Source organism: Streptomyces sp. NPDC002138 (genome assembly GCF_040296485.1).
Taxonomy (GTDB): domain Bacteria; phylum Actinomycetota; class Actinomycetes; order Streptomycetales; family Streptomycetaceae; genus Streptomyces.
Window position 1 is genome coordinate 62,302 of sequence record NZ_JBEOXE010000011.1, and the last position, 17,525, is coordinate 79,826.

17 protein-coding genes are annotated in these 17,525 nt (G+C 74.0%); 4 read left to right on the top strand and 13 right to left on the bottom strand.

The genetic code is table 11. The features are described from left to right. Nucleotides 1-9 precede the first annotated feature (9 nt). Both ABT084_RS09865 and ABT084_RS09870 read right to left on the bottom strand, forming a co-directional pair. Nucleotides 10-546 (bottom strand): GNAT family N-acetyltransferase, encoded by a 537-nt coding sequence (locus ABT084_RS09865; RefSeq protein ID WP_351040271.1) that lies wholly within the window; start codon nt 544-546, stop codon nt 10-12. Between the two features lie 10 nt (nt 547-556). Continuing rightward, nucleotides 557-1,279 carry a TetR/AcrR family transcriptional regulator gene (locus ABT084_RS09870; protein ID WP_351040274.1) on the bottom strand — a complete coding sequence of 241 codons (723 nt, stop codon included), beginning with the start codon at nt 1,277-1,279 and terminating at the stop codon, nt 557-559. A 97-nt stretch (nt 1,280-1,376) separates the two neighbouring features. Between ABT084_RS09870 and ABT084_RS09875 the strand changes: the two genes are divergently transcribed. Beyond that, on the top strand, nt 1,377-1,859 hold the full coding sequence (locus tag ABT084_RS09875; RefSeq protein WP_351040276.1) for a hypothetical protein: 483 nt from the start codon (nt 1,377-1,379) through the stop codon (nt 1,857-1,859). Between the two features lie 14 nt (nt 1,860-1,873). Here the strand turns inward: ABT084_RS09875 and ABT084_RS09880 are convergent, their stop codons facing one another. From ABT084_RS09880 to ABT084_RS09900, 5 genes are all read right to left on the bottom strand, one after another. After that, nucleotides 1,874-2,917 (bottom strand): PDR/VanB family oxidoreductase, encoded by a 1,044-nt coding sequence (locus tag ABT084_RS09880; RefSeq protein ID WP_351040279.1) that lies wholly within the window; start codon nt 2,915-2,917, stop codon nt 1,874-1,876. After that, nucleotides 2,917-3,816: a metal-dependent hydrolase gene (locus ABT084_RS09885; RefSeq protein WP_351040282.1), complete on the bottom strand. Its 900-nt coding sequence runs from the start codon at nt 3,814-3,816 to the stop codon at nt 2,917-2,919. The genes ABT084_RS09880 and ABT084_RS09885 overlap by 1 nt, the downstream gene beginning before the upstream one ends. Nucleotides 3,817-3,949: 133 nt before the next feature. Continuing rightward, nucleotides 3,950-5,887, bottom strand: coding sequence for a hypothetical protein (locus ABT084_RS09890; protein WP_351040285.1), 1,938 nt, complete (start codon nt 5,885-5,887; stop codon nt 3,950-3,952). Between the two features lie 432 nt (nt 5,888-6,319). Then, on the bottom strand, nt 6,320-7,114 hold the full coding sequence (locus tag ABT084_RS09895) for a tyrosine-protein phosphatase (RefSeq protein WP_351040288.1): 795 nt from the start codon (nt 7,112-7,114) through the stop codon (nt 6,320-6,322). 37 nt (nt 7,115-7,151) lie between these two features. Continuing rightward, entirely contained in the window at nt 7,152-7,742 is a 591-nt protein-coding gene (locus tag ABT084_RS09900) for a rhomboid-like protein (protein ID WP_351040291.1), read from the bottom strand. A gap of 177 nt (nt 7,743-7,919) precedes the next feature. On the opposite strand from ABT084_RS09900, the gene ABT084_RS09905 reads away from it, so the two are divergent. Continuing rightward, nucleotides 7,920-8,657, top strand: a complete 738-nt coding sequence (locus ABT084_RS09905) for a hypothetical protein (protein WP_351040294.1) — start codon at nt 7,920-7,922, stop codon at nt 8,655-8,657. A gap of 62 nt (nt 8,658-8,719) precedes the next feature. Beyond that, nucleotides 8,720-10,219, top strand: coding sequence for a PepSY-associated TM helix domain-containing protein (locus tag ABT084_RS09910; protein ID WP_351040296.1), 1,500 nt, complete (start codon nt 8,720-8,722; stop codon nt 10,217-10,219). A gap of 126 nt (nt 10,220-10,345) precedes the next feature. On the opposite strand, the gene ABT084_RS09915 is transcribed toward ABT084_RS09910, so the two are convergent. The 3 genes from ABT084_RS09915 to glnII form a co-directional block, all read right to left on the bottom strand. Continuing rightward, the gene (locus tag ABT084_RS09915; RefSeq protein ID WP_351040299.1) at nt 10,346-10,990 is read right to left on the bottom strand and encodes a winged helix-turn-helix domain-containing protein; all 645 of its coding nucleotides are present in this window, start codon (nt 10,988-10,990) and stop codon (nt 10,346-10,348) included. Nucleotides 10,991-11,334: 344 nt separating this feature from the next. Further along, nucleotides 11,335-12,324 carry a DUF6891 domain-containing protein gene (locus ABT084_RS09920; RefSeq protein WP_351040302.1) on the bottom strand — a complete coding sequence of 330 codons (990 nt, stop codon included), beginning with the start codon at nt 12,322-12,324 and terminating at the stop codon, nt 11,335-11,337. A 150-nt stretch (nt 12,325-12,474) separates the two neighbouring features. After that, nucleotides 12,475-13,494, bottom strand: a complete 1,020-nt coding sequence (gene glnII, locus ABT084_RS09925) for a glutamine synthetase (protein WP_351040305.1) — start codon at nt 13,492-13,494, stop codon at nt 12,475-12,477. 241 nt (nt 13,495-13,735) lie between these two features. Between glnII and ABT084_RS09930 the strand changes: the two genes are divergently transcribed. Beyond that, on the top strand, nt 13,736-14,677 hold the full coding sequence (locus ABT084_RS09930; RefSeq protein WP_351040516.1) for a Gfo/Idh/MocA family protein: 942 nt from the start codon (nt 13,736-13,738) through the stop codon (nt 14,675-14,677). Between the two features lie 57 nt (nt 14,678-14,734). On the opposite strand, the gene ABT084_RS09935 is transcribed toward ABT084_RS09930, so the two are convergent. From ABT084_RS09935 to ABT084_RS09945, 3 genes are all read right to left on the bottom strand, one after another. After that, nucleotides 14,735-15,301, bottom strand: a complete 567-nt coding sequence (locus ABT084_RS09935) for a hypothetical protein (RefSeq protein ID WP_351040307.1) — start codon at nt 15,299-15,301, stop codon at nt 14,735-14,737. 115 nt (nt 15,302-15,416) lie between these two features. Next, on the bottom strand, nt 15,417-16,439 hold the full coding sequence (locus ABT084_RS09940; protein ID WP_351040309.1) for a phosphotransferase family protein: 1,023 nt from the start codon (nt 16,437-16,439) through the stop codon (nt 15,417-15,419). Then, nucleotides 16,436-17,395: an SMP-30/gluconolactonase/LRE family protein gene (locus ABT084_RS09945; protein ID WP_351040312.1), complete on the bottom strand. Its 960-nt coding sequence runs from the start codon at nt 17,393-17,395 to the stop codon at nt 16,436-16,438. Before ABT084_RS09945 ends, ABT084_RS09940 begins: the two co-directional genes overlap by 4 nt. Nucleotides 17,396-17,525 lie beyond the last annotated feature (130 nt).

The window sequence follows — 17,525 nt, forward strand, 5'->3', positions numbered from 1 at the left end:
TCCGGGGGATCACACCACGGTGAGGCGGTCGAGCCGCTTCTCCAGCAGGATCACCCCGTACACCCGCCCGTCCGCGCTCTGCTTGGACGGGAACTCCCCGACCACCCGGTAGCCCGCGTCCTGGTAGTACGCGAGCAGCCGGGGGTTGGTGGAGACGCAGTCCAGCCGCGCCCGCTCCAAGCCGGCCCGGGCGATGCGCCGCTCCGCGTGTTCGAGCAGCCGCCGCCCGGCCCCGGCGGGCGCGGCTTCGCGTTCCACCATCAGCCGGTGCACGTACCCCGCGACCGGCGGCTGTACGCCCCAGGCCTCCTCGTCGGACCACCACAGTTCGTACGCCCCGCACACCCGCCCGTCGGCGTCGGCGCCGATCCACACCTCGCCGTCGCGCATCCGGGCACGGAAGTGCGCGGTGTCCTTCTCGCCCGGCTTCCACTGGTCGATGCCCTGCGCCCGCATCCACGCGGCGGCCTGGTCGTACAGGGCCACCAGCGTGCCGGCGTCCTTCTCCTCGGCCTGCCGGAACAAGATCCCGTCGTCAATGATCACGCGGTCATTATCACCGCGGGCGGGGCACCTGCTGGTCCGGCAGCGCGGGCACGAACGCCGCGAGCCGGTACACCAGTTGACCGAACGGACCGTCCGCGGGCTCGTCCGCGAGGATCCGCATCAGAAGGTCGGCCATCTCCTCGTCGTAGGCGGCGCTCACGGCGGCCAGCGCCGCGAAATCGTGCACCAGCTGGAGCTCCAGCTCGGCGCGCGGGATCCGGCGGCCGTCGAGCCAGATCAGCGCGGTGGACTCGGCGAGCGAGACCCACGAGCGCACGACCAGCTCCAGCCGCGCGGGCGGCCGCTGGACGCGCAGGTGGCTGAGGATCTGCTCGTACGCGGCCTGGCGGACCTCGTCGATCATCGCGTTCGTGCGGGTGGAGCCGACCGCGGGACCGCCGCGCATCAGGGCGGAGAAGCCGGGCCCGTGCTCCTCGACGAAGGCGAAGTACCGGCCCATGACCCGCAGCAGCCGGGCGCCCAGGGGCCCTTCCTGCGGCTCGGTGAAGCGCGCGGCCAACTCGTCGGCGGCCCGCCGCAGCGCGGCCTCGTACAGGCTCAACTTGCCCGGAAAGTAGTGGTAGACGAGCGGCCGCGATATCCCGGCGGCCGCCGCGATCTCGTCGATGGACACGTCGTCGGGCGACCGGTGGCTGAACAGGTCGAGCGCCACCCCGATCAGCTGCTGCCGCCGCTCCTCGACACCCATCCTGCGTCGCACCCCGGTTGTCATGCCAACACCCTACGGGTAGTGCGCGCCTGGCGGCATCCGCTATGTTGAACGCGTTCAACTGAACGTGTTCAACAATCAGGGGCAGGGGGGTGCGGCGATGACCGGCATGTCGGAGGCCGTGACGAGGTTCTGGTACGTCGGAAGGTTCCGCCACCTGCGCCGGCCGCGGCACTCCACCGACCGGATCCACTGGCTGCAGCGGGCGTTGGCCCTCGCCGCCGCGCTGGAGGCGCTCCTCGTCGTCGTGAGCGTGCTGCGCCTGGCCGAGTGGGGCCAGGCCTACACCTGGGCCACCCTGGTGACGGCCGCTGCGGTCGTGGCGCCTGCCTTCCTCGGCGGCCGCCGCGAGGCCTTCGTCGGCACCTGCCTGGCCCTCACCGCCGCCCTCGTCGCGTGGGCCGTGGCGGGCTGCGCGCTGGGCGGGATCTTCTTCCTGCCCGCGGCGCTGCTCCTGCTGTTCGCGGCGCTCGCCGATCCGCGCCGCCGCCCGGTCGGGGCGTGGGTGGCCTGCGTTCCCGGCGTCCTGCTGACGGCGCTCGTGCTCTGCGCCGCCAAGTACCTCCTCCTCGACTGGCGGTAGGCGCGGGCGCGGCGCTACAGGTCCAGGGTCAGGTGCCCGCCCCGGGCCCGGGACACGCACAGCAGCATCGACGTCTCGCGCTCCTCGTCCGTGAGCAGATCGTCGCGGTGGTCCACCTCGCCCGCCAGTACCCCGTGCCGACAGGTGCCGCAGAAACCCTGCTCACAGGAGTACGGGGTGTCCGGCAGCTCCCGGCGGACCGCCGCCAGCGTCGTACTGTCCGCCGGGACCCCGATCGTGCGGCCCGAGCGCCCCAGGGTCACCGTGAACGGCTCCCCGCCCGCCACCCCCGCGGGGGCGAACCGCTCCAGCCGGACCTCCACCCCGGGCGGGGCCACCGCCGTCACCGCCGCCATCAGCGGTTCGGGGCCGCAGCAGTAGACGAGGGTGCCCGCCGGGGCGTGGGAGAGCGGCGTCAGGCCGGGCAGCCCCGCCTCGTCCTCGGGGACCACCGTGACCCGCTCCCCGTACGCGGCCAGTTCCTTCAGGAACGGCATCGACGCCCGCGTCCGCCCGCCGTAGAGCAGGGACCACCGGGCCCCCGCCGCCTCGGCCGCGCGCAGCATCGGCAGGATCGGCGTGATCCCGATCCCGCCCGCGACGAAGACGTACGACGGCGCCGGGAGCAGCGCGAACCGGTTGCGCGGCGGCCGCAGTTCCAGCTCCGCGCCCTCCGCCAGCCGCGCGTGCGCCTCGCGCGAACCGCCGCGCCCGTCCTCGACCAGCCGGATCGCGATCGAGTAGCGGCCGGGGACCGCCGGGTCCCCGCACAGCGAGTACGAGCGCACCAGCCCCGACGGCAGCGTGATGTCGATGTGCGCGCCCGGGGCCCAGGCGGGCAGCTCCGCCGATTCCAGGACCAGTTGGAGCACCCCCTCGGCCGGCTCCGTACGCGAGACGATCACCGCGCGCAGGCTCCGGCGCGGCGAATACCCGGACACCGGGTGCTCCAGAGCCGGCAGCGGCCACAGCGGCGAGCGCTCGATCCGGCGCCGCAGAGCCCGCCGGGCCAGCCAGGCGGCGCCGGCCGCGGCGGTCACCGTGGCCGCGCGCCGCATCACCGGGCACCGCCGTTCGCGCCCGGCGAGGAGGCCAGGTATGCCGCGGCCTGGGCCGTCGAACCCTCCTGCGAGGGGTGGTACGTACGGGACAGATAGGAGGGGATCGACTTCAGCATCGCGCCCGTCGAGGGCAGGACGCCCTGCTGTCCGGCCCGGAAGAACTGGCCGAAGGAGGCCTTGGCGCGCGGCAGGGCGGGGTCGTTCTCCATGAAGAAGCGGGCGCCGCGCTGCCACAGGAACACCAGTGCGGTGAAGGCCGTCGCCCAGGTCCTGGCCCGGCGCCGGTAGCCGCCGTCGATGTGCATGAACAGCTCGAAGGCCACCGCCCGGTGCTCGACCTCCTCCGCGCCGTGCCAGCGCAGCAGGTCCAGCATCACCGGGTCCGCGCCCCGCCGGTCCAGCTCGTCGGCGTTGAGGATCCAGTTGCCGAGGAAGGCGGTGTAGTGCTCGATCGCCGCGATCGTCGCCACCCGCTCCTTGAGCCACCACTCGCGGGCCCGGCCCGGCGGCAGCGTGCGGTCCCCGAGCAGCTTCTCGAAGAGCCAGTCCACCTGCGCGGTGTAGGGGGTGGGGTCCAGGCCGAGCCGCTTGAGGTGGGGGAGCACGTCGTCGTGGGCGGCCGCGTGCATCGCCTCCTGGCCGATGAAGCCGATCACGTCCGCCCGCAGCCGCTCGTCCGTGATGTACGGGAGCACCTGCTTGTACACGTGTACGAACCAGCGTTCGCCCGCCGGGAGCAGCAGGTGCAGCACGTTCATGGTGTGCCCGGCGAACGGGTCGCCCGGCAGCCAGTGGAGCGGGGTGTTCTCCCAGGAGAAGGACACGTTCCGGGCCTTGAGCGGTATGTGCTCCGACGCCACGGGTGCGGGTGCAGGTGCGGACGGCGTATTAGACATGGCGTCAATGTACTGATGGGTAGTGCCCGCGCAACACCCCCGTGCACCACCCCGGTGCACCGATTCCACCGCAGCGCGCGCCGGGGCTGCCACCGCGGCGCGCGCCGGGCCACCGGCGCCGCTCGTGCCGGGGCTACCGCAGGACACCCGCCTTCGTGCCGTCCGTCAGCTTTCCGGACAGCTCCACCTGCGCCCCCTCCGGCGCCTTCACCGCCAGCCGGTTCCCGGTCGCCGACCCCGTGGCCCCGCCCGACACCGACAGGGACGCGAACTGCGCGGTGCCCGCGGCCAGGACGTACCAGTGGCCGCCCTGCGACTTCCACAGCACGCCCGCCAGCACCCGCGGCTCCCGCGGCCCGCACGCCGGGGAGCCCTCCGCCTTGGCCGCCTGCGCCGCCACCGGCGCGCCCGGCGCCAGGAACTGCGCCTGCACCCGGTCCGCCGCGCCCCGCCAGGTCTCGGCCCGGGTGCACAGCCACTCCGCCGTACCGTTGTTCTCGGGCAGCGGCTGGCGCGCGTACGCCCACGAGTTGACCGTACGCACCCCGTGCGAGCGGACCGCCGGGAGCAGGCACGCGATCCGCGACCACTCGCTCAGCTCCGCCGCCTGCGTCACGTCCCGCGCCGCGCCCGGGGCGCCCGACGTCAGCCGGGCCGGGGTCAGTTCACCCAGGTCCGTCACCAGCCGGGGCCCGGCGGCCGTCTCCAGCGACAGCGCGTTCCAGGCGGTACAGGAACCCCCCGGAGCCGGACCCGCCACCGGGGCGGTCATCCCCTCCGGGGTCAGCCGCAGCGGGGTCGGCGCGTCGGCGGGCTTGAGCAGGTCCCGTACGGACGCCCCCGTCACCCAGGGCGCCGTCAGGTACCGGACGTTGCCGTCGACCCGGCTCAGCACCAGCGCGGTCGCCGACTCCGCCGCCGCCCCGTCGGTCCGGGCGAAGTCCAGGGCCGCACCGGCGGTGCCGGACAGCGGCTCCGCGTACCGCACCACGCGCAGCCCGTCGTACATCAGCACCACGACCGCCTGGTCCACCGCGCCCGCGAACAGCAGCTGCGGCGGGCCCATCGGCGGGCCCGACGGGGTGCCCGGGGTCGCCGAGACCACCACGGACGCGCCGGGGCGGGCCCACACGGCCAGCGCGCGGCGCAGCAGCTCCGTGTCCTGCGTGCGGTCGCCCCGCGCGGGCCAGACCGCGAAGTCGGCGCGGTCGGCGCTGCGCCAGTCCGCGGCGCCCGCCCGGGTCACCTTCGCCGGGTCCAGGGCCTGCTCGGCGGCCGCGTTACGGGCATACGCGGGGGCGGCGGCGCCATCGGAACCCCAGCCTCCGCCCGGCAGCCCGAGCAGCGCCCCGCACACCAGCAGCGCGGCGCCCGCGGCGAGGGAGCCCCGCACCCAGCGGCGGCGGCGCAGCAGGTCCGTGGGGCGGGCCTGCAGCACGCAAGGATCGAACTCCGGGGAGGCGAACAGGGCGTCGTTCTCCGGCCCCCCGGCACCGGCGAGCGCGGCCTCCGGGTCCACCACCCCGGCCTCGGTCAGCACCAGCACCACCTCCGAGCCGTCCAGCCGCTCCAGCGCGCGCAGCGCACAGGCGGCGCGGGCGGGGCCGTCGAGGGTGGCCAGCCACTGGTCCAGCGCCAGCTCCTCGGCGCCGCCGGAGCGCGGGAACAGCCGCAGCCCCCAGACCTGCGGCAGCGCGGGGGGCAGCTGCGCGCGGCGCGGCAGGGACCGGAAGGTCAGCGGCAGCCCGGCCTCCAGCGCGGCGCGCAGCACCCGCAGCCGGACGTAGGCGTACCCGGCGTCGGTGCCCGCGTCGGCGTCCTGGCCGCCGCGCTGGAACGGTACGAGGCCCTGCGCGCCGGAGGCCTCCCGGCCGCGCGGCAGAGCCCGCTGGACCAGTGCGTGCGCGGTCAGCACCCGGCGGTTGCGCCCGAGCGCGGGCGGCAGCACGAGGTAGGCGAGGCGCACCAGCCGTGGATAGTGCTCGACGATGGCGGCCTCGGCGCGCTCGACGTCGACCCCGGCGTCGAGGGGGTGCGGGCGGGGGCGGGTGGCGGTGTCCGGCGCAGTCACGTTCAGCAGAACGAGCGAATCCCCGTATGGTCACCCGCCCACCCGGCCCAACCCGCCCCGCAGGCCCGGCCCGGGGCCGGCCATCCCAGCCCCGCCGACGTGTGAGGCCCCTCGGGCGGGGCCATCTCAGCCTCGCCGGCGTTTGAGGCCCCCCGGGCGGGGCCGCCCCAGCCTCGCCGGCGTGTGAGGCCCCTCGGGCGGGGCCATCTCAGCCTCGCCGGCGTGTGAGGCCCCTCGGGCGGGGCCATCCCAGCCTCGCCGGCGTGTGAGGCCCCTCGGGCGGAGCCATCCCGGCCCCGCCGACGTGTGGGGCGACCCCCTGGGCGGGGCCATCTCAGCCTCGCCGGCGTTTGAGGCGCGGGTCTGGGCGGAGCCCAGGGGGTGGCTACGGCCTCGTCGGCGTTTGAGGCGGGCCACCGGGCGGGGGGCGGGTCAGGTGGTGAGGCGGGTGCGGAGGGCGGAGACCGTGTCGTCGGAGACGCCCAGGCCTTCGCGGACGTACTTCTCCATCGACCCGTACCGCACCGCCACCTCATCCAACGCCGCCGCCAGGTACTCCGGCACGACCCCGATCAGCGCCAGCGCGATCTCCGGGTCGCCACCCGCCGCGGTGAAGCCCTCGATCAGCGGAGCGAAGGCGGCCCGCACGGCCGGGTTGACCGAGAGGTACTCCGCCATCAGCGTCTCCTCGTCCGCCCCGAGCAGCGAGAGGACCACCGTCGCCCCCCACCCGGTCCGGTCCTTGCCCGCCGTGCAGTGGAACAGCAGCGGCCCCGACTCCTCGTCCGCCAGCGCCGTCAGCAGCATCCGGTACGCCGCCTGCCCCGAGGAGGAGCTGACGAAGGAGCGGTAGGTCTCGGCGAACAGGGCCTGCGCCTTGCCGCCGCCCAGGTGCTTCTCCGCCACCGCCGGGTCGGACAGCAGGTCCTTGAGCTGCGCGGCGGCCGGCATGCGACCCGAGTTCACCTTGTCGGCCAGTACGTCGCCCACCAGCATCCGCACCCCCTCCGGCACCACGTCCGGGTGGTCGGCGCGCTCCGCGTCGGTGCGGAAGTCGATGACCGTCCGCAGCCCCAGGGCCGCCACCGCGGGATCCGCGGCGAGGTCGAGCCGGTCGAGCTGGCCGGAGCGCAGCACCAGACCGGGCCGCACCGTGCGGCCACCGGCTGTGCGGGTGCCGCCGAGATCGCGGAGGTTGGCGACGGTGGTGGACTGGGTGACGGACATCGTGGGCAACTCCAACGTGGGACGGGCGACTGGATTCTTAGCCTATTTTCGGATGTTTTGGGCGTGAAAGGTAATCGTCGGCCAGCGAGAGCCCGACCCCGATGCCCAGCGCCGCCAGGTGCCCGGCGTCCGTGAAGGTCCGCTCGCGCCGCAGCACCGGCCGCAGGCCCAGCGCCAGCAGCCCCGCCCGGGCGACGCCGCGCACGGCCCCGCGCGGCAGCGCCGAGGTGAGGGCCCCCAGGACCGCGTTGAAGCCGTAGCTGGTCCCCACGTCCACCGCCCCCCGGGCCTGCGGCCCGGCCCGGCGCACCCGCAGCGTTCCGTAAACGAGCAGCGTGGCCCCGGCGTGCCCGAGCAGGAACACCCCAGCGGTCCACCAGACCCCGTACGCGTACTCGGCGTACCCGAGGACGGCGAGCAGCAGCAGCGCGTAGGGGAGCGGCATCGGCTCCTCCACGACGAAGGCACTGCTCAGCAGGGTCTCCCAGCGCCCGGCGGCGAGATTGTCGACATTGGTCGAGCAGCCCCGCAGCACCCGCTCGCGCTCCCGCTCGTCCAGGCGCTCCAGCGCGTACGCGCCGAGCTGCACCCCGCCGGCGTAGACCGGCCCCAGCAGTAGTGGATTCACCCGATCATGATCGGCCATGGGTGCGTGGCCCGCACAGCCGGTACCGGCGTTCCCCGCCCGCCGGCCGGGTGGGAACATGTTCGGACCATGTCACCTGCTCCCGCGCCGATGCGCCGTACGCGGGCCGCGATGTTCGCGGCGGTGTGTGTGGCATTGGCTGCTCTGGGGCATTCGTACATGTCTGGCCATGACATCCCGCTTCCGGGGCTTCTGACCGCTTTCGGGGTGACCGGCGCCCTCGCCTGGCTGGGCGCCGGGCGGCGCCGCGGGGGCGTGGCCATCGGGGGCGCGCTGATCGCCGTCCAGGGCGTGCTCCACCTCCTCTTCTCCGCGATGGGCGAGCCGCACCGGACCCCCACGGCGACTCCGGCGCAGGCCCACGGGCACGCGGACATGGCCGGGATGACCTCCCTGGCCGATATGCCGTCCATGCCGTCCATGCCGTCCATGCCGTCCATGCCGTCCATGCCGGAGATGCCCGGGATGGCCTCCATGGCCGACATGGATCACGGTGCCGGCGCGGACGCCATGTCAGGCATGGCGTCCATGCCCGGGATGCCCGGGATGCCCGGCATGGACGCCATGGCCGGGCACGGCGGGCTCGGCATGATCGCCGCCCACGTGCTCGCCGCACTGTTCTGCGCGGTCTGGCTCGCCTGGGGCGAGGCCGCCGTCTTCCGGCTCGCCCGCGCCCTGGGGGCGCTCGCCGTGGTCGCGGCCGCGCCGCTGCGCCGGGCGCTGGGGCTCGTACGGGCGCACCGCCCCCACACGCCCGCCCGCCTCGCGCGCCCCCGCACTCCCGAGCCGCCGCGCGCGCTGCGCGGGGCCGTCCACGCCTTTGACGCCGTCAGGCGGGGACCGCCCGGGCCTTCGTTCACCCGCGCCACGGCCCCCGGCCGTCCTGCCTGCGCCTGACCGGCGATCCGGCGAGACCTGGGGCCGGTTTCCCCATGTCTTCGCCAACCCCTAGGACCGTCATGTCCATTGAGGAAATCAGGGACAGCCATGTCCCTGCACCCGCCACCACCGCCCCTGCACCCGCCACCACCGCCACTGCTCCGGCCGCCGAGCCCGGCCCCACCCCCGGGACCCGCCGGCGCGGCGCCTGGGCGGCCGTGCGCCCGCTCGTGCTGCGCATGCACTTCTACGCCGGGCTGCTGATAGCACCGCTGCTCTTCGTCGCCGCCGCGACCGGGCTGATGTACGCCCTCTCCTTCCAGGCGGAGAAGGTCGTCTACTCCGACGAGCTGACCGTCGCCCACGTCGGCGAGCGCGTACTGCCGCTCAGCGAGCAGATCGGCGCCGCCAAGGAGGCCGCGCCCCGGGGCGAGGTCACCGCGGTCTGGCCCGCACCCGAGGCGGACGCCACCACCCGGGTCATCATGAAGAGCCCGGGGCTCGCGGACGGCGAGACGCTCACCGTCTTCGTCGACCCCTACACCGGTGAGGTGCGCGGCCGGCTGACCACGGCCGGGGACGCGCTGCCGCTGCGGGCCTGGCTCAGCGAGTTCCACTCCAACCTCCAGCTCGGCGAGACCGGGCGCAACTACAGCGAGCTCGCCGCGAGCTGGCTCTGGGTCGTCGCGCTCGGCGGGCTGGCGCTGTGGACAGGCCGGGCGCGCAAGCGTCGGGCGGACCTCGTCCGTCCGGACCGCAAGGCCACCGGGCGACGCCGGACGCTGTCGTGGCACGGCACCGTCGGCCTGTGGGCCGTGGTGGGTCTGGTGGCCCTGTCGGCGACCGGTCTGACCTGGTCGAAGTACGCCGGTGAGAACATCGGGCAGCTCCAGGACCGGCTCGGCGGCGCCACCCCGTCCGTGTCCGCGAAGCTCAAGGGCGGCGCCGACGACGGCGGTGACGAGCACGCCCAGCACCAGATCGACGCCAACGGCCAGATGATCATGCCGGTCGGCCCGGACGTCGGGATCGACAAGGCCGTCGAGGCCGCCCGCGCGGCCGGGGTCACCGAACAGCTCCAGGTGACCCTGCCCGCCCAGGGCAAGGGGTACGTCATCAAGGAGCGGGACCGCACGGTCCCGGTCCACCTCGACGCGGTCTCCGTCGACCCCGCCAACGGCGCGGTGATGGACGAACTGCGGTTCGCGGACTACCCGTTGCTCGCCAAGCTGACCCGGTTCGGCATCGACGGGCACATGGGGCTGCTGTTCGGCCTGGTCAACCAGCTCGCGCTCGCGGCGCTCGCCCTCGCGCTGATGTTCCTGGTCTTCTGGGGCTACCGCATGTGGTGGCTGCGCCGGCCGACCAAGGACCGCGCGCTGTCCGTGGGCCGTGCCCAGCCGCGCGGGGCCTGGCGGAAGGCGCCGGTGACGGTGCTGCTGCCGCTGGCCGCCGTCACGGCCGTGGTCGGCTGGTTCGTGCCGCTGCTCGGGATCAGCCTGCTGGGGTTCCTGGCGGTGGACATGGTGCTCGGCGCCCTGGCCCGCCGGAAGGCGCCCGCCACCGCTGACCCGGCCTAGCCGAGGCCTGGCCGAGGCCTGGCCGTCTGGCGCACGACGAACGGTGGACCCGTGCCTCCCCTCGCGAAGCACGGGCCCACCGTCGGTACCAGTCTCAGTTCACTTGCGCCGACCGCGCACGAGCGCTCAGGGGGCGTACTTGTAGCCCACCCGGCGCACGGTCTGGATGGCGCCGCGGTGCGCCGTGCCCAGCTTGCGGCGCAGCCGGGCGATGTGGACGTCCACGGTCCGGCCGTCGCCGACATGGCCGTAGCCCCACACGGTGGTGACCAGCTGGTCACGGCTGTGCACCCGGTGCGGATGCGCCACCAGGTGCGCCAGCAGCTCGAATTCCAGGTACGTCAGGTCCAGCACCTCGCCGTCGACCTCCGCCGTGCGCTGCTCGGAGTCGATCCGGACGAGCGCGTCGCCGGTGATCGCCGAAGCCGCGGCCGGGACGCCCGGGCCGTAGGAGGCCGGCGCGAAGGGAGCCGTGCCGAAGGGAGGCGCGCCGAGGGGGGAGGGCGCGAGGGCGAGCTGCGGCTGCTGGTGATCGGCCGGTACGAGCACCAGGTAGCCCACCATCGGCGGCTGGCCCGGCAGCGTCGGCACGGTGTGCTGGGGCGCGGGCAGCCAGGTCGCGCCGGGCGGCAGGAAGTCCACCACGCGGGCGACCTCGTCCCGGTCGACGGCGCGCAGCCGGTGGCGGGCGGCGGGAGCCGTACTGGGCGGGTAGGGGCGGTGCGCGGTCGCGGTGGAGGCAGCGGTGGAGAAGGAACGGGTGCTCGTCATGAGTGGTCAGCTCTTTCACGCGGGGAGTCGGCAGGAGACGTGCGTCGTCGTACCGCGCAGACCGAAGGCCTTCGGGAAGGTCTGGTGCAGAGGTTCCGGAAGGCTTTAGAGGGCCGGCGCGTTCTTCGCGCGGCAACACACCCGGTCGAAGTCGTGATCCTGACGGGAAGGCCAGAACGGCTCGAGGTCGCTGCGACCTGTCGAGGAGTTGTGCGGGTAGCCGGCCATGCGGCCATTCAAGCAGATGTCGCGGGCCCGGGGCAGGTCCCGTCTCACTTGCTGGATCGGAATCTCAAATTCCGCGATCATGGCCGCACAGCACCCGCCCAATACCGGACAAACAGTCAGCGCGTCAGCCGCTTCCGCCAGTCCAGCCCGGTCACGCGTATCGCATCCTGGGCGGATCCTTCCCAGCGCCACTCCAGCCCCACCGCGTCCAGAGCGGCGGTCACCTCCCGGCCCACGGCCACGGTGAGCTCGCCGCTCTCCTCCTCGCCCTCATCGCTCTTCCCGCTCTCCTCGCCCTCCGGAGCGAAGCCCCCGTACAGCAGGAAGAGGTCCCCGCCCTGCGCCGCGCCCTCGGTGCACTGGCTGTGGAAGAACACGAACCCCCGCGCGTCCTCGGCCCCGTCCCCCCGGATCTCGGCCAGACCGCAGCCACGGCAGCAGGCGAAGTTCTCCCGGGCCGTGATCCCCGAGGCCTCCAGCGCCGCGAACGCCCGGGACACCCGGTCGGGATCGGTCTCGCCCTCCCAGTCCACCTGCTCCGCGAGCCGCTCCCGCCACAGCCGCACCGCCAGGGCCTGGGCCTGCGCGGCGGAGACCGGGCGGACCTGGTCCGCGCCCCTGCCGGTCACCAGGTAGTCCTCGGCCAGCTCGGCCAGTTCCTCCCGCCCGGCATAGCCGCAGCGCAGCGACAGCCGGAGCCGCTCCTCCAACTGCTCGCGCACGGCGGCGTCGAGCGGCGGCGGCGGCTCCTCCGCGGGGAAGGACACCCGCTCCCACCGCGCACCCAGCTCCCACCCCTCGTCCTCGCGGGCCCAGCCCGTCATCACCGCGGCGACCTCGGCGGCGGTGCGCGGATGGGCGCGGAAGTGCCGGTCGGCGGAGCCGTCCCGGTACTCCAACTGGTAGGCCTCGGGACCGCCGTCCTCCCCCTCGTGCCAGACCTGTATGTAGACGTCGGGGTCGCTCGGGATCCGCTCGACGATGAGGAAGTGGTCCCCCTCCGCGCCGATGCGCTCCGCCAGCCGCGCCAACTCCCCGGGCACGGGCCGCACATAGGCCTCGCCGCGCTCGGTCTCGATCCTGATCGCCATCGCTGTCCCCGTCATGAGAACCACCGTGGCACAGCCCACTGACAACGGCGCCGCCGGGCCCGGGAGGGCTCGGCGGCGCCGTTGTCAGTGCTCGTCTGGTGCGGGGCGGGCCCGGACCGGACCGGTCCGTCGGACCGGACCGTCGGGTCGGACCGGTCCGTCGGATCAGATCAGGCCGTCCTTCTCCAGGGCGGTGCAGCAGGTGTCCACGATCAGGCGGGTCACGACGTACGGGTCGACGTTCGCGTTCGGACGGCGGTCCTCGATGTAGCCCTTGCCGTCCTTCTCCACCTGCCACGGGATGCGGACCGACGCGCCGCGGTCGGAGACGCCGTAGCTGTACTCGTTCCACGGGGCGGTCTCGTGCAGGCCGGTCAGCCGCTCGTCGATGCCCGCGCCGTAGTGCTTGACGTGGTCCAGCGGCTTGGAGCCCTCGCCCAGGGACTCGCACGCGCAGATGATCGCGGCGTACTCCTCGCGCATCTTCTTCGTCGAGAAGTTGGTGTGCGCGCCCGCGCCGTTCCAGTCGCCCTTGACCGGCTTCGGGTTGAGGGTCGCCGAGACGTTGAAGTCCTCGGCCGTGCGGTAGAGCAGCCAGCGCGCGATCCACAGCTGGTCGGAGACCTCCAGCGGACCGACGGGGCCGACCTGGAACTCCCACTGGCCGGGCATGACCTCGGCGTTGATGCCGGAGATGCTCAGGCCCGCCGCGAGGCAGTGATCGAGGTGCTTCTCGACGATCTCGCGGCCGAAGATCTCGTCCGCGCCCACGCCGCAGTAGTAACCGCCCTGGGCGGCGGGGAAACCCCCGACGGGGAAGCCGAGCGGGCGGATCCCGTCGAAGAAGGTGTACTCCTGCTCGATGCCGAAGATCGGCTCCTGCGCGGCGTGGGCCTCGGCGACCGGGCGCAGCAGGGCGCGGGTGTTCGACTCGTGGGGAGTCATGTCGATGTTCAGTACCTCGCACAGGACGAGGAGGTTGTCACCGCCGCGGATCGGGTCCGGGCACGAGAAGACCGGCTGGAGCACCCGGTCGGAGGCGTGGCCCTCGGCCTGGTTCGTGCTCGATCCGTCGAAGCCCCAGATCGGCAGGTCGTCGCCGTCCGACATGATCTTCGTCTTGGAGCGAAGCTTGGCCGTCGGCTCGGTGCCGTCGATCCAGATGTACTCAGCCTTGTAGCTCACGGGACCGTCCTCAGACTCTGCGGGCACTGCGATGACTGCGGTGATGACCGCAGCGTGCCCGCTCGCGATTTCCCTTCCGTTGCCCGTGTGTGAACCCCGTGTTACCGGCGTTTACGGCGCTGGTCGGGCGGGCTGTGCGGGCTGTGCGGGCGCGACGTACGGGCGGGGGTGACGCGCGCGGGGGTGTGGCGACGGGGTTCGTCCGGGCGGCGGCCGCGTGGGGCAGACTGGGCGCGTGAGCATTTCGTATGATTTGACTTCCGCAAGCGGCGACTCCGGCCTGCCCGGCGGGCGCCTTCCCCGAGTGGGCCTCCTCGGTACGGGCCCCTGGGCCCACCGCACCCACGCCCCCGCCCTCGCCGCGCACACCGGTTCCGAGTTCGCCGGAGTGTGGGGCAGGCGCCCCGAGGCCGCCGCCGAACTGGCGGACCGGTTCGGGGTGAAGGTGTACGAAGACCCCGACGCGCTGTTCGCTGACTGTGACGCCGTGGCCTTCGCCCTGCCCCCCGACGTCCAGGCCCCGCTCGCCGTCCGGGCCGCGGCCGCCGGATGCCACCTGCTCCTCGACAAACCGGTCGCCACCGACGTGGACCAGGCCCGCGCCGTCGCCGACGCGGCCGCCCGGCACCAGGTCGCCTCCATCGTCTTCCTCACCCTGCGCTTCGCCCAGCCGACGGCGCGGTGGGTCGACGAACAGGCCGCCCGCGACGGCTGGTTCACCGCCAGCGCCCACTGGCTCGGTGCGGTCTTCCCGCCCGACGGCACGCCCAGCGCCTACGCCGACTCGCCCTGGCGCAAGGAGAAGGGCGGCCTGTGGGACGTCGGCCCGCACGCCCTGTCCGTCCTCATTCCGGTCCTGGGCGACGTGGTCCACATCAGCGCCACCCGCGGCCCCTCCGACGTCGTCCAGCTGGCCCTGCGCCACACCTCCGGCGCGGCCAGCACGGCCACCCTCAGCCTGGGCGCCCCCACCGCCGCCGCCGGGGTGGGCCTGGAGCTGCGCGGCGCGGCCGGGGTCCACGGCCTCCCGGACTGGAGCGACGTACCGGGTGCGTACGGTCGCGCCCTGGACGCCCTCCTGGACTCGGCGCGCACGGGGGTCCCCGACTCCCGGGACGCGGCCTTCGGGGCCCGGCTGACGGAGATCCTGGCGGAGGCGGAGGCGCAGACGGGCCCGGAGTAGGCGGGCCCGGGGGAGGCGGGCCCGGGGGAGGTGCAGCCCTGGCCCGAGTACTCCCGGCTACTTGATGAGCGCGTTCGCCACGATGATCACCAGCCCGATCGTGGCGTCCGCTGCTCCGATCAGCATCGCCGAGGCCAGCCGGTAGCCGACCCGGAGCGCGACCAGCGACCCCCACGCGAACAGCAGCGCCGTGTTCAGCCCGAGCCCGACCGCCGTCACCCCGTACGAGTCCCAGTGGGTCGCCCCGGACAGCACCAGCAGGAGCACGGTGGGCAGGGTGGCCGCGATCATCGGCCACTCGTGGAACAGCGCCAGGCCCAGCAGCCGCCAGCGGTGGCCGGCCGAGCCGTCCTGGTGGGTGGTCATGTGGTGCGAGTACCCGTGCGCGAGAGCGGCGGTCGCGGCGGTCACGAGCACCCAGCTGGCGTCGTAGTACGGGGTGTACGTGCCCCCCTTCTGGTCCAGCGCGGCCAGCAGCCCACTGGCCAGCACCGTCCCGTACACCCCGCCGAACATCCAGTCGGCGCCCCGGCGGGGGCGGGGGAGCGGCGGCGGGGACGCGGGCCCGGGCTCGGCGGAGGGCGGCGGCGGAGGCGAGGGCGGGGGCGCGGCAATGTCGCTCATGGTGGTCCTTTTGTGGGTAGAGGTCCCCTTTGTGGTGGTCAGCGTACGAGGTCGGGCGTAGGGAACGGATGGGTGCGGCCGGGCTGCGGCCGGGCTGCGGCCGGGTTGCGGCCGCCTAGCCGTACCGGTCGAAGAGGGCCCGGAGGTACCCCTCCAGCCGCCCCGTCAGTACCGCCGGCGTCAGATCGGTGCGGCCCAGCTCCCGCCAGGGCACGGCCACCTTCTCGGCGTCCGGCGCGAAGGCCAGCGCGTCCAGCAGCCGCCAGTAGAGGTGCGCGGCGCGGTCCTCGGCCAGGGCGCCTCCCGCCGCCGTGTACCGGTCGGCGAAGGCGAGGCCCGCCGGGACGCCGTGCAGCAGGGCCAGGGCCGTCGAACAGTGGGCCACGTCCAGGTCGGCCGGCCCCCAGGAGGTCTCCACCCAGTCGACGACCCCGCTGATCCGCGTCCGCGCGCCGCTCCCCGTGAAGAGGACGTTCCCGGGGTGGAAGTCCCGGTGCAGGAAGCAGGACCGGTGCTCCGGCGGGTCCCGGCGGATGACGTCCACGGCCCGCTCCCACAGGTCCGGCCGCCGGGTGTCCTCGGGCGTCCGCACCCGCTCGGGAGCGGTCCACGCCTCGTAGGCGCGGGGCCGCGCCGCCGCCGTCACCGGCAGGCGGTGGACGCGCACCAGCTGACGGGCCAGCAGCCCGGCACGCCGGTCGGCGTCCGCGTCGTCCATGCGGACGGTCCCGGGCAGCAGGGTCATCAGCAGGGACGGGTGGTCGCAGTGGCGCGCCGTCGCGTCCACGGCCACGAGCCGGGCCGCGGGGACGTCCGTACCCTCCAGCAGGCGCAGGACGTCCGCCTCGCGTCGCAGCAGGCCCTCCGCGTGCCGGACGTAGAACGGCTTGACGAAGGAGCGCAGCACGAGCGTGCGCCGCCCGCCGGGCCCGACGACGTCGACTCGGCGCATGTCCGAGGTCCAGCCGCCGCGCAGCCGCCCGGCCGCCTCGATGCGCTCGCCCTCGGACAGCGCACCGGCCACCCAGGCCCGGGTGGCGTCCCAGTCCGGTCCGCCCGGGGTACCGCCGGTCCGCTCGGTCCGCCCGCCAGGCCCGCTCGGCTCGGTCTGCTCGGTCCGCCCGCTCTCCGAGGTCATCGCGCGTGCGCGTCCAGCCAGGGGCGGTGGCCCGGGCCGGTCGGGTGGGTGCCGGTCACGGCCATGACCACCGAGTAGAGGCTGGTCTCCGCCGTGATGAAGAGACGGTTGCGCTTGGCCCCGCCCCAGGCGATGTTGGACACCGGCTCGGGGATGTTGAGGCGCCCGATCCGGGTGCCGTCGGGGTCGTAGCAGTGCACCCCGTCGCTCATCGCCGCCGCCCAGAGCCGGCCGCCGTCGTCGAAGCGGAGGTTGTCGAAACGGGCCTTGCCGTCGGCCCCGGCCTCGGCGAAGACCTTGCCGTCCGAGAGGGTCCCGTCCTCGCGCACGTCGAAGACCCGGATGAAGCCCGCGCGGGTGTCGGAGACGAAGAGCCGCGTCTCGTCGGGCGAGAAGACGAGGCCGTTCGGGGCACCGAAGCCGTCGGCGGCCAGGCGGACTTCGCCGGTGACGGGATCGATCCGGTAGACGTTGTTCGCGCCGATCTCGCTCTCGGCGCGGTGGCCCTCGTAGTCGCTGGTGATGCCGAAGTCCGGGTCGGAGAACCAGATGGAGCCGTCGGAGCGCACCGTCGCGTCGTTCGGGCTGTTCAGGCGCTTGCCCTGCCAGCGGTCGGCCAGGACGGTGATCGTGCCGTCGTGTTCGGTCCGGGTCACCCGGCGGTTGCCCTGCTCGCAGGTGATCAGGCGGCCCTCGCGGTCGAGGGTGTTGCCGTTGGTGTGCCCGGCGGAGCGGCGGAAGACGCTGACGTCGCCGGTCTCCTCGTCCCAGCGCAGCATCCGGTCGTTGGGGATGTCGCTCCAGACCAACTGCCGCCAGGCGGGCAGGTAGAGGGGCCCCTCGGCCCAGCGGCAGCCGGTGTACAGGACTTCCAGGCCGTCATCGCCGTTCATGCACCTGCCGGTACGGAACCGCTCGTCGAACATCTCGTACAGCGCGGGGCGCTCGCTGGTCATGTGCGTCCATCCCATCCTGGCGCGGGGGCTGAATATTCTTCGGTGATGGAGCAAGATTGCAGGATGGGGTGCGGCCTCCGCAAGATCAATTCGAATGTGAGTGGTGAATGTGTGAGTGGTGAATGGTGGA

Coding starts and splice junctions, on each gene's coding strand:
- ABT084_RS09870 (WP_351040274.1), bottom strand. CDS start 1,279: ATGACAACCGGGGTGCGACGCAGGATGGGTGTCGAGGAGCGGCGGCAG.
- ABT084_RS09885 (WP_351040282.1), bottom strand. CDS start 3,816: ATGTCTAATACGCCGTCCGCACCTGCACCCGCACCCGTGGCGTCGGAG.
- ABT084_RS09875 (WP_351040276.1), top strand. CDS start 1,377: ATGACCGGCATGTCGGAGGCCGTGACGAGGTTCTGGTACGTCGGAAGG.
- ABT084_RS09920 (WP_351040302.1), bottom strand. CDS start 12,324: ATGACGGGGACAGCGATGGCGATCAGGATCGAGACCGAGCGCGGCGAG.
- ABT084_RS09910 (WP_351040296.1), top strand. CDS start 8,720: ATGTCCATTGAGGAAATCAGGGACAGCCATGTCCCTGCACCCGCCACC.
- ABT084_RS09880 (WP_351040279.1), bottom strand. CDS start 2,917: ATGCGGCGCGCGGCCACGGTGACCGCCGCGGCCGGCGCCGCCTGGCTG.
- ABT084_RS09940 (WP_351040309.1), bottom strand. CDS start 16,439: ATGACCTCGGAGAGCGGGCGGACCGAGCAGACCGAGCCGAGCGGGCCT.
- ABT084_RS09945 (WP_351040312.1), bottom strand. CDS start 17,395: ATGACCAGCGAGCGCCCCGCGCTGTACGAGATGTTCGACGAGCGGTTC.
- ABT084_RS09895 (WP_351040288.1), bottom strand. CDS start 7,114: ATGTCCGTCACCCAGTCCACCACCGTCGCCAACCTCCGCGATCTCGGC.
- ABT084_RS09915 (WP_351040299.1), bottom strand. CDS start 10,990: ATGACGAGCACCCGTTCCTTCTCCACCGCTGCCTCCACCGCGACCGCG.
- ABT084_RS09905 (WP_351040294.1), top strand. CDS start 7,920: ATGTCTGGCCATGACATCCCGCTTCCGGGGCTTCTGACCGCTTTCGGG.
- ABT084_RS09935 (WP_351040307.1), bottom strand. CDS start 15,301: ATGAGCGACATTGCCGCGCCCCCGCCCTCGCCTCCGCCGCCGCCCTCC.